The sequence below is a fragment of the Leptospiraceae bacterium genome (genome assembly GCA_025059995.1).
GTDB lineage: Bacteria > Spirochaetota > Leptospiria > Leptospirales > Leptonemataceae > SKYB61.
This window is the reverse complement of the sequence record JANXCF010000011.1, coordinates 14,754-29,110: the sequence shown is the minus strand read 5'-3', so window position 1 is coordinate 29,110 and position 14,357 is coordinate 14,754. Positions and strand designations below refer to the sequence as shown.

Genomic DNA, 14,357 nt, shown 5'->3' with positions numbered 1-14,357 from the left:
CACTGCCTCTGTCTTTTCTTTTGCTTCCTGAATGGTAGAAAGAACGTAAGCAATGGCTTTTTGTTCGGAAAGAGGGGGAAGGGGGATAATAATATTCTCTATATTTTTAGGGCTAATATTGCCCTGAGCACTTCTTAAAATATTACCAACAATATACTCTCTAAAATTTTTAAGTTGAGTACAATAAAAAAGATATTCTCTAATAATTTCGTCATTAAAAATTAAAAACTTTCCAACTCGCTGATTTAACAAAGACCCTTCATATTTTTTAGGTACTACTGCTACTTTTCCTATAGTTGCACCTGTTAATGCTATTAATATATCACCCTCTTTAAGTAGGAATTTCTTATGTTCATCAAATATTTTATCTCGAGGAAAAAAACTTGATTTTTGATCAACGATAATAGTTCCATTCTGTAAGTTACTAATTTTAACGACAAGAATTCCATCAGAAATAAAATCATTACTTTTAAAGGCATATCCACTTATTACCTTACAATAATTTTTTAATTTTTTTTCTTGCCAATCAATTGGTATCAAACCAATTTCCGTATTCTTAAAATCTCTTTCAATATTAAACCTAATGCTCATTTTTTACTTAACTACTTTTAGTCATTTGGATTTTTGCTAGTACTTTTCGATATAATAACCATTTTCTACCACAGAGATTGCGGAGATTTGCTCAGAGAACCGCATAAATTTCACCTCAGCATTACTTTGCATTGTATTAAACTATCTTCTGTAAAATAAATTTTATTTACATTAAATCACAAATCATAAATCGCAAATCTCAAATCGTAAATCTCAAATTATAGATCTCAAACTTTCCAATACCAGTCTCACCACCTGCCAGTGTTCGGGGATGGTGCCTATTTCTGTTTCTTTGACTTTCATAGTCTCTGGATTGCCAATCTTCCACTCTGCTCCTTCTTTATAAACTCCATAAGTAAAAAGATGTTTCATCATTGATTTTTTAAGCTCTTTGGTTGCCTTAATCACTGCCTCTGTCTTTTGCTTCCTGAATGGTAGAGAGAACGTAAGCAATGGCTTTTTGTTCGGAAAGAGGGGGATTTACGATTTTAAGATTTTCGATTTGCGATTTATTAATCCCACCGATTAGACCGTGATAAAAACTTTTAATCTGTTTCTGTCCTATTCCAGAAAAAAGAACAAAAAATAAGAAATGATTTAATAAATCATCATCTTTTGATCGAATAATGAATAAATGTTCATTTATTGCCATTTTCTCGATAGGAAGATTTTTAATATATGCAACCTTACCCGTTTTAGCTCCGTCTTTACATAGAAGAATATCAAACAGATTAATTTTTCCTTTTTTCATCTTATTGAAAAATTCTGAGGAAATATATTTTGGATTTTTAAGAGAAATATTACCGTTATTATCAATATGTTCGCAACCCAAGCTTAAAATATCTCCCTTTTCTAAACTACCTCCCTTTTCTCTTTTTCCAACCTCAAAGATTGCTTTTTCACCTAAATAATATGTTTCCCAATCCTGAGGTATTTCACCAAGTGATGTTTCTATAAATTTTGTTTCGATATAAAATTTATATCTGTAATCCATAAAAATATAATATTTTATTTTATATTTTTCGTTAATGATTTTAAATAACGTATCTCACAAACTTTAAATCTCAATTTGTAATTAATAAATCTAACGCAAAAAACCACATCTAATAAAATCCCCAATCTCAAATCCCAAATCGCCAATCTCAAATCTCAAATCGCCGATCGCCAATCCCAAATCGCCAATCGCCAATCGCAAATCTCAAATCGCCAATCTCAAACTTTCCAATATCTCCCACAACCTTTTATCTGCCTCTCTTCTTTCTTCCTCTGCTTCTTCAAGCTCAACAATAGCCTCTTGCAGTGGCAAAACCTCTTCCTGATTATTCTTTGCTACATATCTTGAGGGGCTTAAGTTATAGTCATTCCTTATGGCTTCTTCTATACTGATAATCTTGCTTATGCCCTCTTCCTCTTTCCAATCTGAATATATCTCATAGACCTTCTGAATGGTGCTTTGAGGAAGGTAATTTTTGGGTCTTCCCTTTTCATAAAGGTCAGAGATATTAATAAGAAGGATTTGGGATTTTCTATCTGAGATTTTGTTTTTGTTAATAACAATAATAACACCAGGAGCAGTTGTGTTATAAAACAAATTCTCTGGAAGCAGGATAACTGCCTCAATAAGGTCATTGTCCACAAAGACCTTTCTGATATCCCTTTCCCTGTTTCTGCCAGATGTCCCGCTTCCTCTGGATACCGCTCCTGTGTCAATAACAACGGCCATTCTTCCTTTGTCTTTTAGACTTGCATACATATGCTCAATCCAGCCCCAATCTGCTGAGCTTTCTGGAGGATAGCCAAAGCTAAAGCGACCATAAGGGTCTTTTTCATACACACTTTGCGAAAACTTTTGATTCCACATTGGATTAGCTACAATAAGATCAAATCTTCTTAATGAACCATCAGGGTTTAAAAAGGCAGGTCTTTCCTGTATTGCCGAGGGCTATCTGTGCTTGCATATTATGGATAAATACATTCATTTTAGCTATCGCATAAGTGGTATGGAGTATCTCCTGTCCATAAAATTTAAGGGGCGCTATGCGTGGATCATTGTTATAATTTTCTTTAAACCTTAGATGGCACTTAATCAAAAGCCCGCCTGAGCCACAGCAGGGATCATAGACTTCTTCTCCTGGTTTGGGGTCTATCAAATACGCCATCATAATGGCTACTTCCATTGGGGTGTAAAATTCTCCGGCAGACTGTCCTGAGCCTTCTGCAAATTTTCTTAAAAGATATTCATAAGCCCTTCCAAGTATGTCAGGCTCTACATCATTAAGCCCGAGCCTGTATCTACCGAGTATATCAATAAGCCCTTTGAGGCTGTCATCACTTATAATCCTCTGCCCTGCTGCGGTGGCATTAAAATCAACAATGTCTATCACTCCCTGTAATTTCGGGTTATGTTTCGCTATCTCTCTAACGCAATCGGTTAAAAACTCACCTAAATTTGTAGTCTGTTTTGCTATATTGTTCCATCTTGATGTTGGCGGAATGTAAAAGCTGACTAATTTTGGATCTTTACTTATATAAAATTCTGCTTTTTCTTTACTACCATAGAGTGTTATAAGCTCATTAAATTCATCTTCAAACACATCAGAGATCCTTTTAAGAAATATCAAAGGTAGGATATAATCCTTGTATTTGGGAGCATCAACCTCTCCCCTTATTTTACAGGCTGCTTCCCATAGCCAGTTTTCTAATGTCTTTATTTCCATAGTTGCATTACGAAAAGCACATTCCATGAAAGTCAAGAATAAAACGTCTTTTCTTTCCTACCCAAAGTTTGCGAGTTTTTTAAGTAGTTGCTTATGAGCTTATCGTAATTCTGATATTGTAGTTAGGATGCGGCGGAATAAACGGGTGGGATTAAAAGCCCCTACGAGGTGAATGTAGGGGTTGGAGTTTTGACTTTTAGAGTTTGTATTTTTCTTTGATTTGTTTGTGGTCCTCTTCGAATTTTTTGTGATCCTGACCTATTTTGGCGTGTTCTTCCTTGATTTGAGCGATGGCTTTTTCAAGTTCTTCTACGCTCATTTGAGCGGCTTTTTGATAAATTTCTTCATGTTTTTTTAAAATTTCAGCATGTTGAGCCATAACTGTTTCGTGTTCTGAAAGAAGTTTCTTGGCTTCTTCAAATTCTTGAGGCTTGATTTTTTTGTTTTTTACTCCTTCTTCAAGTTTTTGGATCAAAGCCTTGTGTTCATCTTCTACGGTTTTGTGGTGATCAAGAACGCCTTTGTGTTCTGCCTCAATCTTTTTCATTTCTTCCAGCAACTTACTCTTTTTCCCATTGCAGGTGATGACAAACAAAGGTAAAGTGAGGAGTAATATCAAATATTTGACTTTCATAGTTACCTCTGGAATGAAAATTTTAAGTAAATACAAAAAAATGTTATGTGTGATATTTGTAAATTTTTTTCAAAACATCGAAACTTTTTTATGTAATAAGTGTTTTTGGTATAAAATTAGCTGTGCGTGAAGGAATTCGTCTGATTTTGTGTTTTTTTAGTCTTAGTTTCTAATGCTGTTAAAAACGAATTCTAAATAATGCATCTACCCAATCAGGGTAGATGCAGAGCTCGAATTTATTCTTTGAAAATTCCTGTGGGTATTAATTTGATGAAGTAAACGAATCCAACTCCTCTATCAATAGAATAATCAGATGCAAGACCTACATCAACAAGACCTGAAAGATCTGGTCTTTGTGCACGAGGTCGATCCACGAAGGCATGTTGCACATTTGCAGTCAATACATATTGTCCATTAATGTTAGCGTATTCAAACATACCTGTGACTTCGCCACCGGTTTGGATGGTTCCTATTCGGGTGAGTGTCTTTCTCTTTAGATCGTATGCCCATATCATGTTATTGAAATGAAATCTAGTGTCCTCGCCAATGAGTAAGATGTTTTGTCCGATATATCTTAAGTTATCTGGAGCTGCAATTTTATTTGGATTGCATGTATAGATTTCAAAGTATGGTTCACCGGGTTTTAATCTTTCTCCAACAACAATAGCTCTCATCTTCGTTGCTGTGAGATTATCATCCACATCCAATTCATATACGGCACCACAAATATTCTCCTGTAGCTGTATGTGGTCTCTTCCATCAGACATACCACCTCTTATTGCTGTGATGTCAAAATAGATTTTCTTGTTATCGGGATCATAAGACAAACCTTCGCCCTTTTCGAACTCAATCGTAGCTCCTAAATAACGTGCATACTTTCTTGTTTCTAAGAAGGCGGCTGCTTTCCTTACCTCAGCATCATTAGCAAATAAAGGAGATCTTAGGCTTCCTACTCGTAAGTTCAAGCAGTATTCATAACCTTGACCATCACCAAGTTCATCTTCTCTTATGAACGTATATCCTGCTGGACAGTTTCCTCCTGAGGCTGCTGCGACTTGGAATATATCAGAAAGCTTTGGTTTTTTGTCGATGATAGCTTTTACTTCTTGATCGCATCCTCTACCCAACTCTATCCAGTTAATATCAAAACTACCACCACCATTTCCGTCTGTTTGAGTTAGCCTCGCAGCATAAAGAGTACCGCACCAATTCCTGTTAAAAGATGTGACTGGCTGATCCAAAACCAATCTGTAGAAACCTTCAAAGAGGCTTCTTTTTTTCAAATATCAAAGTTTCTAATGCATTTCAAAACTACCTAGAGTTTATATACTATTCTTCAAATCAGTAATTTCTAAAAAATAATGACAATAACTTTCTTTAAAATTAACTGGTTTTTGGATGTGGGATTATGTTTTAAAAAATTCTTTTCGTTTGTGGAATGTCTTTTCTGTTTTAGGGAAAAAAGGAATCCAGCTGATTCCAAATCCGAATGTGCCATTGCCAAGACTCTTACGAGAAACCTTCGAAGAACTTGGAGTCACTTACATCAAGTTGGGTCAGTTTATTGCCAGTGCTCCTTCTTTTTTTCCAGAAGAATACGTGATGGAGTTTCAAAAATGTTTGGATCAGACAGAACCCGTTCCTTTTAGCGTGATTGAAAAAATTTTAGTAGAAGAGTTTCGAAAGCCACTTTCTTCTATTTTTGACTCCATCGAAGAAAAACCCATCGCAAGTGCTTCGATCGCTCAGGTTCATGGAGCTGTACTCAAAGACGGAACCGATGTTGTGCTAAAGATACAAAAACCCGGTGTCAAGGACGTTATCCTTACGGACACAAACTTTCTTTATTTTGCCGCCAAATTGTTTGAATTTTTAGTTCCTGAGGTGGAAAGACTTTCATTATCAGAACTGGTTGAGGACCTTCAAAAAAGCATGATCAACGAATGTGATTTCATCTTAGAGGCTAAACACACAAAAGACTTTCGAAGGTTTTTAGAAAAATATCAAATCCCGCATGCCACCGTGCCGAAAATATATGACCACTTAACTACGAGTCGAGTAATCACAATGGAAAGGCTTTATGGGGTTCCCTTCTGGGATTTCGAAGCCGTAAAAAAGATCGTTCCAGATCCAAAAGAAATGATGATAAAAACGCTAACAACGTGGTTTCTCAGTCTGGTCGAAAATGATTTCTTCCATGCTGACTTACACTCTGGAAACTTAATGGTGCTTTTTGATGGCAGAGTGGCATTTATTGATTTTGGCATTGTGGGGAGGATTTCCCAAAAAACTTGGCAGGGTTTACAAAAGATTGTATTAGCAATGGAAGCTGAACCTCTTGATTATCTTCTTTTAGCAGAAGGTTTGATGCAAGCAGGTATTGCAAAACAAGCAATCAGCAAAGACAAGTTTGCTCAAGATTTAAAATTAGCTTTTGAGACTCTCCAACAATGGGACAGCATGATTTCAGAAGAACTCACCGAAGAAGAAATCAACAAGAAGTTTTTAAAAATCATCCAAGTAGCAAAAGAAAATGGGATTCGCTTCCCACGGGAATTTGGACTTATTCTAAAACAATTTTTATATTTCGATAAATACCTCAGAACTCTTGCTCCCGATATAAGAATGGTCGAAACGATGAGCTCCCTCGAATAGAAAAGTAGAGCATGAAAATCACAAGCAAAGGAAGGTATGGCATCAAAATCCTTTTAGACTTGGTCAAAAATTCTAACGAAAATCACTGGATAAAATCAAAAGAAATCTCAGAACGACAAAACATCCCCATCAAATACTTAGAACAAATCATGAATATTTTAAAAAAATGTGGTTATGTGGAAAGCAGTCGGGGGGCTGATGGAGGTTATCGTTTATCAAAAGAACCTGAAGCCATCACTCTCTATGAAGTATTAAAGTGCTTAGAGGGAGATTTAAGCATACTGGATCCAAAGAGTGATATTTCTTCTGGTAGAGCTGGATTATTCTGGAAAGAAATCGATGAAAAAATCCAAGAAATGCTTTCGATTAATTTGAAGGAGTTTCTCAACAAGTTAGAAAACCAAGATGACGTTTTTATGTATTACATATAATTTATCGAATGGGTAAAGAAAAAATACTCAGAGGATCAGTATTAAAGCCGTCAATCCACAAAGAATAATGCAAATGAGCTCCGAGAGCTCTTCCAGTAGCTCCCACTGTGCCAATCGGTGTTCCAGCTTGGATGAATTGATCCTTTGACACAAAAAGGTCCTTCAGATGCATGTAGCCAGAAAATACTTTATTTCCGTGATTTATCAAGACGAACCTGCCTTCGAAGTAAAAATCATCAGCAATCACGACTTTTCCGTTTGCGATCGAAAACACCAAATCGCCTTCATTGCCTCTTAAATCCACACCCTTGTGGATACCTTGATAGGGGGAGTAAAAAACCTTTTTTCCATCAATGATTTCGTAATACTGATAGGTTCGGATTTTATGCCACTCTGAGGTGACGTAATGATAGTCTCGAGGATGAGAAAGATGGTTTGTAAGTAAATTCGGAAGAACTTCATCAAAGGCATTTTTTTTCACAAACCGCTCTTTTTGAATCCTTTCATTGAGTTCTATTTCTTCTTCTTTGGAAAGTCGCTTTTTTTCAAAAACCAGTTTTTTATCAGCTACAGGATACTTACGAAGATGGATTTTTAGGGTAAAGTCTTTAGTGAATTCTTCGTTGTTTTGTTGGATTTTCCATTGGAATTCATTGTTTTCTTCTTTGAGGTTAGGAGGAAACACGTACAATCCATTAAAACCGAATGGCTTTTTGTTTATGGGGATTACTCGTTGGATGGTTTTATAAAAGAGCTGATGATTTGCTTGATGTGAGTGTTCCAAAGAGTCTATGGGTAATATCTCGAAGTAAAAGGCTTCTCCTCGGGAAAAACTGCTACTATAGAAAATTAGTTTCCAGTTTTGAAATTCAATCACTTGTTGGAGAGGATTTTCTGGGGTCCAATTGATGGGAACTTGGATTTTGGTTTGGGACCTCTCTAAGAAAAACGTGTTCGCATGGATTGAGAATGTTTTGCAAGAAAAAAGATTTACAATAAAAATCACTATCCCAAAAAGAAAGTATGAGGATAATTTTTTATGGTTATGAGTGGAATAGTCTGATTTTGTTTTTATTAGGTCCTTTGGCATTGTTTATCATGATTTACGGGGCTTTTGAAATTCGTAAACTAAAAAAGTATGCTTATTTTTTTGTGGCTTGGGTTTTCTTTTTAATCTTTGTTCTTTCTTCGAAAAAACCCCTTGTCGAAAAGATTTCGTATTACCAGAATACTACTTTTCCTTTGGAAGTGATTGAACCCCAAATCCCATCCATCATAAAAGAACACCAAAAACCCGTGATTTTGTTTTTCACTGCGAGGTGGTGTGATTCCTGCAAAGATTTAGAAGAACGCCTCAAGCTAAAAGAAATCGCAGAGCTCCATCAAGAAGGATGGATAATCATCAAAGTGGATGTTTCGGATTTTTCCAAATACGAAGAACACATTTTGAAAAAGTACAACGTTTACGGTGTGCCTGCTTTGGCGTTTTATACGCTGGAAGGAGAAGTGGCTCTCCCCTTGACATTGGTTGGCTCAGAAACTCCTATCAATGCATTGATTTCCATTTTGGATCAATTAGGAAACTTTCCTCATGGTCATCACCATCACCATCATCACCACTAAAAAAGGGGTTTAAAGTAAATTTTTAAGTTTTCTGGATCAACTCTTTCTAATTCCAATTTCCATCGTTCACCAAGAAAAGCAGGTCGAGATAGTTTCTTCACATACACGGAAAAAGGATCAGGAAAGATAAGTTCAGGCTCGTTTGTAAGATACTTGGCAGGGACAAAACCATCGACAGGGCACTCTTCCAATTCCAAATACACACCTTCATTTCGTATTCCAGTGATGAAGCCATGAAAAATACTCTGGTTTGTGGTTTCTATGTATCGTATGAGTTTGAGTTTCCAGATGTCCCTTTCGGCTTCCATGGCTTGTCGTTCGGCTTCACTTGTTTTGATGGCTAAATCCCACATTTCTTCTTCTTCGTAAGGAGACTTTTTTCTTTTCAAGGTTGAAATCAAAGCACGATGAACCACCAAATCAGGATAACGTCGAATGGGGGAAGTAAAATGACAATAGTGCTTGAACCCTAATCCCCAGTGCCCAATCGATTCGGGACTATACCTTGCTTGCATAAAGGATCGCAAAAGAATCAAATTGAAAATACGTGATTCTTTTTCTCCTTTTTTTTGAACTTTCTCTATTGCTTTTTGGATAGAAAAAGAATCCACATCATCCAGATTTACTTTTATGTCATAAATTTCAAAGAATGCATTCAAGAGCTCAAGTTTTTCTTCGTCCATCGGCTCATGAACACGATATAGGGTTGGAGTCTTTTTTTTGTATAAATACTCAGCAACGGCGATGTTGGCAGAAAGCATACATTCTTCAATAATCATGCTACTTCGAAGCCGCTTCCTTGTTTGGATTTCTATGACTTTATCGTTTTCTCCGAAAATGAACTTGGGTTCCGGGATTTCTAAATCAATCCTTCCTTTTTTGATTCGATCATTTCGTTGAACCTGAGCCAATTTCCATAAATCAGGTAGAATAGGATCGATGTTGGTATCAATCAGGTTTTCTGCTGCCTCATACGTATAACGTTTATTCACTCGAATGATGGATCGATAAAATTTGGCTTTTTGGATTTTTCCCGTTCTTGCATCAATATCCATTTCAACGGTTACCGTGAGTCGATTTTTCCCTTCCACCAACGAGCAGAGGTTTTCTGAAAGAACTGGTGGTAGCATGGGGATAACCCGGTTGGCAAGATAATAAGAAGTCCCACGACCCAATGCCTCTTTATCCAGAGGACTATCTTTCTCCACGTATAATGAAACATCAGCTATATGCACATAAAGCTTGTATTTGTTTTTTGATGGGATTTCCAAGCTGACAGCATCATCAAAATCTTTGGCATCCTCTCCGTCAATGGTGATGGTGTATAAATCACGTAAGTCTTTTCGGGAATTCCAATCAGGGATGGTTTCTGGCTTTTCCGGATCATAATTGGGAATTTCGAAATGAGGATAATAGGGATTCAAATTGTATTTGATCAAAATTCGGTCAAAATCTACGTCAAATTCCGTTTCATCCTCAAAGCGGATCATGGCTCCTTCAAAAAATCGACTTTGTCGGAGAGTGATCATCTTTCCTGTGAGCTTTACAATAATTTTAGTTTTGACATGGATTCGTTCTTTTGTGTCTTTAGATAAACCTTTGAGATCCACTGCTGCTAAAAGCTTTCCGGGGATATCTAAAAGGAGACCAATCGCGAAGGTATCAAAAAATTCCTGAATTTCCATGCGAAAAAACTTGCGATTTCGTTTTACGATGCTAATTACTTCGCCTTCGAACCTTTCCCTTTTTTTGTCTACTAAACGAACCAAAGCAATATCTCCAATCAAAACTCCTTTGCTTCGATTCGGAGGAACGAAAATATCTTTGGGAAACTCATTAGGCATTAAAAGAAATCTTGGCATGGCAAACACTAAGCCGGTGGGACTAAACGAAATCTTACATTCCACTAAGAAAGGAGACTTGATTGTATATTTTTTGTTTTTGATTTCAATCAAACTCAAATTCACTAATTCCGAGATGATGACCTCAGGTTCAATCAGCTCTTTTTGGGATTTTTTCTTTTTTTTGGTTTTTTCAAATAGCTTCAGGATTTCTCTTTCGCTGAGGGTTTTCCCTTGATGCTTTTCGAGGTATTGCAATATCTTTTTTATTTTCATAAACGCTTTAATCCTTCCGGATATTTTTGATGAGCTGGATCCTGTTTAATATACAAAGGCAAAACTTCTTTATAGTTTGATTTGTAAAAATCATTCATGGTTGCTTTTGGATCAAAAAGTAATTCTATCCAGGTTTTTGACTCTATTTTTTGGATGGGGTAGATGTGATTTTTGATTTCTCTATTGGAATTTTGCAAGGTATTGATGAACTCTTCTTCTACAAAAAAAGGAACTTTTGATGGTAATTCGTGAAGTTCCATTAAACTTTTTATTTGGATAGGATTTCCAAAAAAAGAAACATCAAATTTTTTCATATAAACTTGCTTTTGTTTTGCATCGAAGATTACATAAAATTCGCTCAACTTATGTTCTTTGTAGAGGTAGTAGGCGTATAAACTCATACTATCAATACCAATGACAGGAATTCTTAAAAACTGGGCGAGGTTTCTTGCAGTGCTTACCGAAATCCGCACTCCTGTAAAAGAACCTGGTCCAACCCCCACTAATACAATATTCGGAAAACCATGTTGTCGAAATATATCATTTAGATAAAAACTTAGCTTTTGAAAAGAACTTCTTGATTCTTTAACTTCATTTGTGGCAGAAAGCAAAAACGAAAAACCCAGGTCCTCTTGGTGGATCTGAAAAAACGAACAAACCAAAAAAGAAGAACTACTATCCAGAACTAAAATTTTGAACTGTGGGTTTTTTGAAAGAAATTCATTCCAGTTGGAAAATACGGATTCTTCTTCCTGTGGGCTGGTCATATAAAAACTCGAGTTGGATAGAAAATCGTGTCAACTTGGATTCAATTTTTTCTGCTTTTTCCCACCACTCAATGGCGTGGATGGTATATTGTCCTTGATACAAATCAAACCATAATTCTCGTAGTTCTAATTCTTCGAATTCTGGTTGTTTGAGCCGATACAAATCATAATGAATGAAAACTTTCTGATTGTATGCATAAAGATTGTAAATGTTGAATGATGGGCTATTGATCTCAACGGGGATTCCTAAAAGCTTTCCTATGATTTTACAAAACGTAGTTTTCCCCGAACCCAAATTCCCTTGTAGAAGCAAAACAGCTCCTTGAAGATTTTCTAAGTATTTTTTATAAAATTCTTTTACAATACGTTCTGTATCCGAAACAGAAAAAGAATCAGCCTCAAAAACCAAACCCTTCATTAATAGAATCAAGCTTTGGATTTGGCGAACAAAAAGCGATTAATTCAATCGGAAATGCACTGGAACAATTACTCTAACGGTGATGGGTTTTCCATCCATTAGGGCTGGTTGATAACGCTTTTTTCGAAAGGCTCTGACTGCAGACTCTTCTAAACCGTAGCCAAGGGGTTTATTGATGGGAACGACCTTTAAGACTTCTCCCGTATCGGCAATCACAAGTTCTAACGTGACAGTTCCTTCGATTCCGTTTTTTCTGGCTTCCATTGGGTATTCAGGTCGGATTTCCGGTGTAAGATCAATGGGAATAGTAGCACCAATGAGAAATACATTTTGAGCGGAAGCAATGCGTGGATCTTCCTGTTCTTCTTCTTTTTTTATGATTTTATCAGTTTCTTTAACTTCTCCTTGAGCTTCTGTTTGGGTTGTCATTTGGGGGTCCGCTAATTGGATGTTGGTAATGAAAGTGATTTCATCATAAACTTTCTTTTCTTGTAGGATTTCAACATTAGGTATGTAAGCTGTGGCAATAAACCAAATTTGAACTATTGTAGAAAGAGTTCCAAAAATAAGAAATCGATTCTGATAAAATTTAATTTTTAGATTTTCAAAAAAGGTTCTTTGGGCAGGAGATTTTCTTCGAAAATCTTGAGTATTTTGTTGAATATTGTTCATTGCTATCGTGCTCATAAACTCACCTCAGACTAGAATTTCCTTTCGGTTTGTTTTGTTACTATGGCGATGTTGGTTATATTTAAATCACGAAAAGCCTCAAAGAGGTCTTCTAAAATCTCATAAGGAAGTTCATTGTGGGCACTTACTATAACTCGAGATTCTGGCTTTTCTAAAATCCTTGCTTGTAATCTCCCTAAGAGCTCGTTTTTTGACATTGGAATGTTTTCTAAGTAGTAAATCTTGTCTTTGTCAATGTGCACGGGGATGTCTGTGTCCTTTAGTTCTTCTCCTTTTCCCTCGGGTAATTCCAAAGGAATGTCTGCATCCATCTTCAAAACCGAAGTAGCCATGAAAAAAATAATCAACAAAAAAGCAATATCCGCCATAGAGCTCAAAGGGATGTAAGCGGTGATCTTTCTACGTTTCATAGTTTCCTCACTTCAATGATTTTTGTAGGGATATGTTCTTGAAGCCTTTTTCTTTCACTGAACTCAACACAGAAACCAGGGTTTGTACGTTAGTATTGAAAGCACTAATAACTGCGTATTTTTCATGGATATTTTCTATTTGGATTTCATCTTTTAATGCTTCTCTGAATTCTTGAATGCTTTTGTAGGTTTTTTTCCCAAGACCTGGATTTGATATCTGAATTTGATTATTTTGAATTTCAAACCTATAGATGTTCTTTCGTAGAACTAATTTTGGCTGGGCGTTTTTTTTGGGAAGTGATGATACCAATCCTTCTCTCACATAAAACACCGAAGCCACCATAAAGAAAACCAAAAGCAAAAACGCCAAGTCCGACATGGAAGCCGCTGAAATTTCTTCTAATTGGGATCTCTTTCTGATACTCATAAAACTTTTAATTGATTGCTATTTTGTTTTCAGTTTCTTTTCTGCCCTTTAATCGGAGGAGTTCTTTATAGATATGATTGGCTACGGTTTCAATCTCGGCGGAGAAAGTATTTACTTTGTTTTGGAAGTATTGGAACATTGCCATGGTTGGAACTGCTATGATTAATCCCGTAGCTGTAGTAATCAATGCTTCTTTAATACCAGCAGCAACAATCTTTGCGTTTACGGTATCGGCGTTAGCAATGGCATCGAAGGCGCCAATCATACCTGAAACTGTCCCCAAAAACCCAATTAACGGTGCAATCGTGGATATAGCAGCAAGTATGGGAAGGCCTCGTTCAGCTTGAGCAAAATAAGTAAGAGCCTCTCTTTCTACACCTTTGATGAATTTATCTGGGTCCTTCTCCGAAACATCGATACCTTCAGAAATGATTTTTGAAATCAAATACTTACGGTTTTGTTCAACGTATTCTAATGCTGACTCTAAACTATCGCTCAACCGATCTAAAATATCTTGTTCATAGGTTTTTTTCGTGAACTTGTGGAAAGCAAAGTAAAAAATTCTTTCGAGAGAGATTGCCAATCCAATGATCGATGCTAAAAGTAATGGCCACATGAAAGGTCCACCTGCTTGGAAAAGTGACCAAATGGTTGTAACGGCGCTTTGAGCTGGTTGCTGGGTTCCTTGATTTTGTGTTTTTTCTTGAGCTTCTTGTTTTTCTTGTTGGGCTGGTTGTTGGTTTTCTTGTGTTTGTTGGTTTTGTTGTGTAGGCGCAGGTTGAGCATGTATCAAGGGATGAAAGCTATAACCTAAAAACAACCCAAAAGCTAAAATCAACGTTAGATATGTATAGTTGGGATTTAATTTCTTAAACAT

Annotated in this window: 18 protein-coding genes; 3 read left to right on the top strand and 15 right to left on the bottom strand. The window is 36.4% G+C overall.

Going from position 1 to position 14,357, the window contains the following annotated elements; genetic code table 11:
• The 7 genes from NZ853_11505 to NZ853_11475 form a co-directional block, all read right to left on the bottom strand.
• A partial coding sequence (locus tag NZ853_11505; GenBank protein ID MCS7206310.1) for a restriction endonuclease subunit S occupies positions 1–591 on the bottom strand: 591 nt, incomplete at its 3' end.
• 213 nt (positions 592–804) lie between these two features.
• Positions 805–966: a hypothetical protein gene (locus NZ853_11500; GenBank protein MCS7206309.1), complete on the bottom strand. Its 162-nt coding sequence runs from the start codon at positions 964–966 to the stop codon at positions 805–807.
• Between the two features lie 25 nt (positions 967–991).
• Positions 992–1,585, bottom strand: coding sequence for a restriction endonuclease subunit S (locus NZ853_11495; GenBank protein ID MCS7206308.1), 594 nt, complete (start codon positions 1,583–1,585; stop codon positions 992–994).
• 204 nt (positions 1,586–1,789) lie between these two features.
• Positions 1,790–2,452, bottom strand: a complete 663-nt coding sequence (locus tag NZ853_11490; protein ID MCS7206307.1) for an SAM-dependent methyltransferase — start codon at positions 2,450–2,452, stop codon at positions 1,790–1,792.
• A 40-nt stretch (positions 2,453–2,492) separates the two neighbouring features.
• Positions 2,493–3,308 (bottom strand): type I restriction-modification system subunit M, encoded by an 816-nt coding sequence (locus tag NZ853_11485; GenBank protein MCS7206306.1) that lies wholly within the window; start codon positions 3,306–3,308, stop codon positions 2,493–2,495.
• A 196-nt stretch (positions 3,309–3,504) separates the two neighbouring features.
• Positions 3,505–3,942, bottom strand: coding sequence for a hypothetical protein (locus tag NZ853_11480; GenBank protein MCS7206305.1), 438 nt, complete (start codon positions 3,940–3,942; stop codon positions 3,505–3,507).
• Between the two features lie 236 nt (positions 3,943–4,178).
• Positions 4,179–5,225, bottom strand: coding sequence for a DUF839 domain-containing protein (locus tag NZ853_11475; protein MCS7206304.1), 1,047 nt, complete (start codon positions 5,223–5,225; stop codon positions 4,179–4,181).
• Between the two features lie 115 nt (positions 5,226–5,340).
• Here NZ853_11475 and NZ853_11470 point away from each other — a divergent pair, with 115 nt between their 5' ends.
• Positions 5,341–6,597: an AarF/UbiB family protein gene (locus NZ853_11470; GenBank protein ID MCS7206303.1), complete on the top strand. Its 1,257-nt coding sequence runs from the start codon at positions 5,341–5,343 to the stop codon at positions 6,595–6,597.
• An 11-nt stretch (positions 6,598–6,608) separates the two neighbouring features.
• A complete protein-coding gene (locus NZ853_11465) occupies positions 6,609–7,028 on the top strand; it encodes an Rrf2 family transcriptional regulator (GenBank protein ID MCS7206302.1) in 420 nt (139 codons plus the stop codon).
• 1 nt (position 7,029) lies between these two features.
• On the opposite strand, the gene NZ853_11460 is transcribed toward NZ853_11465, so the two are convergent.
• Positions 7,030–8,034, bottom strand: coding sequence for a M23 family metallopeptidase (locus NZ853_11460; GenBank protein ID MCS7206301.1), 1,005 nt, complete (start codon positions 8,032–8,034; stop codon positions 7,030–7,032).
• A 17-nt stretch (positions 8,035–8,051) separates the two neighbouring features.
• On the opposite strand from NZ853_11460, the gene NZ853_11455 reads away from it, so the two are divergent.
• Positions 8,052–8,651 carry a thioredoxin domain-containing protein gene (locus NZ853_11455; protein ID MCS7206300.1) on the top strand — a complete coding sequence of 200 codons (600 nt, stop codon included), beginning with the start codon at positions 8,052–8,054 and terminating at the stop codon, positions 8,649–8,651.
• On the opposite strand, the gene NZ853_11450 is transcribed toward NZ853_11455, so the two are convergent.
• Genes NZ853_11450 through NZ853_11420 form a run of 7 tightly spaced genes read right to left on the bottom strand, consistent with a single transcriptional unit; the run spans position 8,648 to position 14,357 of the window.
• Positions 8,648–10,768 carry a VacB/RNase II family 3'-5' exoribonuclease gene (locus NZ853_11450; GenBank protein MCS7206299.1) on the bottom strand — a complete coding sequence of 707 codons (2,121 nt, stop codon included), beginning with the start codon at positions 10,766–10,768 and terminating at the stop codon, positions 8,648–8,650. The genes NZ853_11455 and NZ853_11450 overlap by 4 nt on opposite strands.
• Complete coding sequence (tsaB, locus tag NZ853_11445) at positions 10,765–11,535, bottom strand: tRNA (adenosine(37)-N6)-threonylcarbamoyltransferase complex dimerization subunit type 1 TsaB (GenBank protein MCS7206298.1); 771 nt, start codon at positions 11,533–11,535, stop codon at positions 10,765–10,767. The genes NZ853_11450 and tsaB overlap by 4 nt, the downstream gene beginning before the upstream one ends.
• Entirely contained in the window at positions 11,489–11,953 is a 465-nt protein-coding gene (gene tsaE, locus NZ853_11440) for a tRNA (adenosine(37)-N6)-threonylcarbamoyltransferase complex ATPase subunit type 1 TsaE (protein MCS7206297.1), read from the bottom strand. The genes tsaB and tsaE overlap by 47 nt, the downstream gene beginning before the upstream one ends.
• A gap of 39 nt (positions 11,954–11,992) precedes the next feature.
• Positions 11,993–12,640 (bottom strand): energy transducer TonB, encoded by a 648-nt coding sequence (locus NZ853_11435; protein ID MCS7206296.1) that lies wholly within the window; start codon positions 12,638–12,640, stop codon positions 11,993–11,995.
• Positions 12,641–12,654: 14 nt separating this feature from the next.
• Positions 12,655–13,053 carry a biopolymer transporter ExbD gene (locus NZ853_11430; protein MCS7206295.1) on the bottom strand — a complete coding sequence of 133 codons (399 nt, stop codon included), beginning with the start codon at positions 13,051–13,053 and terminating at the stop codon, positions 12,655–12,657.
• Between the two features lie 7 nt (positions 13,054–13,060).
• A complete protein-coding gene (locus NZ853_11425) occupies positions 13,061–13,480 on the bottom strand; it encodes a biopolymer transporter ExbD (protein MCS7206294.1) in 420 nt (139 codons plus the stop codon).
• 7 nt (positions 13,481–13,487) lie between these two features.
• Positions 13,488–14,357 carry a MotA/TolQ/ExbB proton channel family protein gene (locus tag NZ853_11420; protein ID MCS7206293.1) on the bottom strand — a complete coding sequence of 290 codons (870 nt, stop codon included), beginning with the start codon at positions 14,355–14,357 and terminating at the stop codon, positions 13,488–13,490.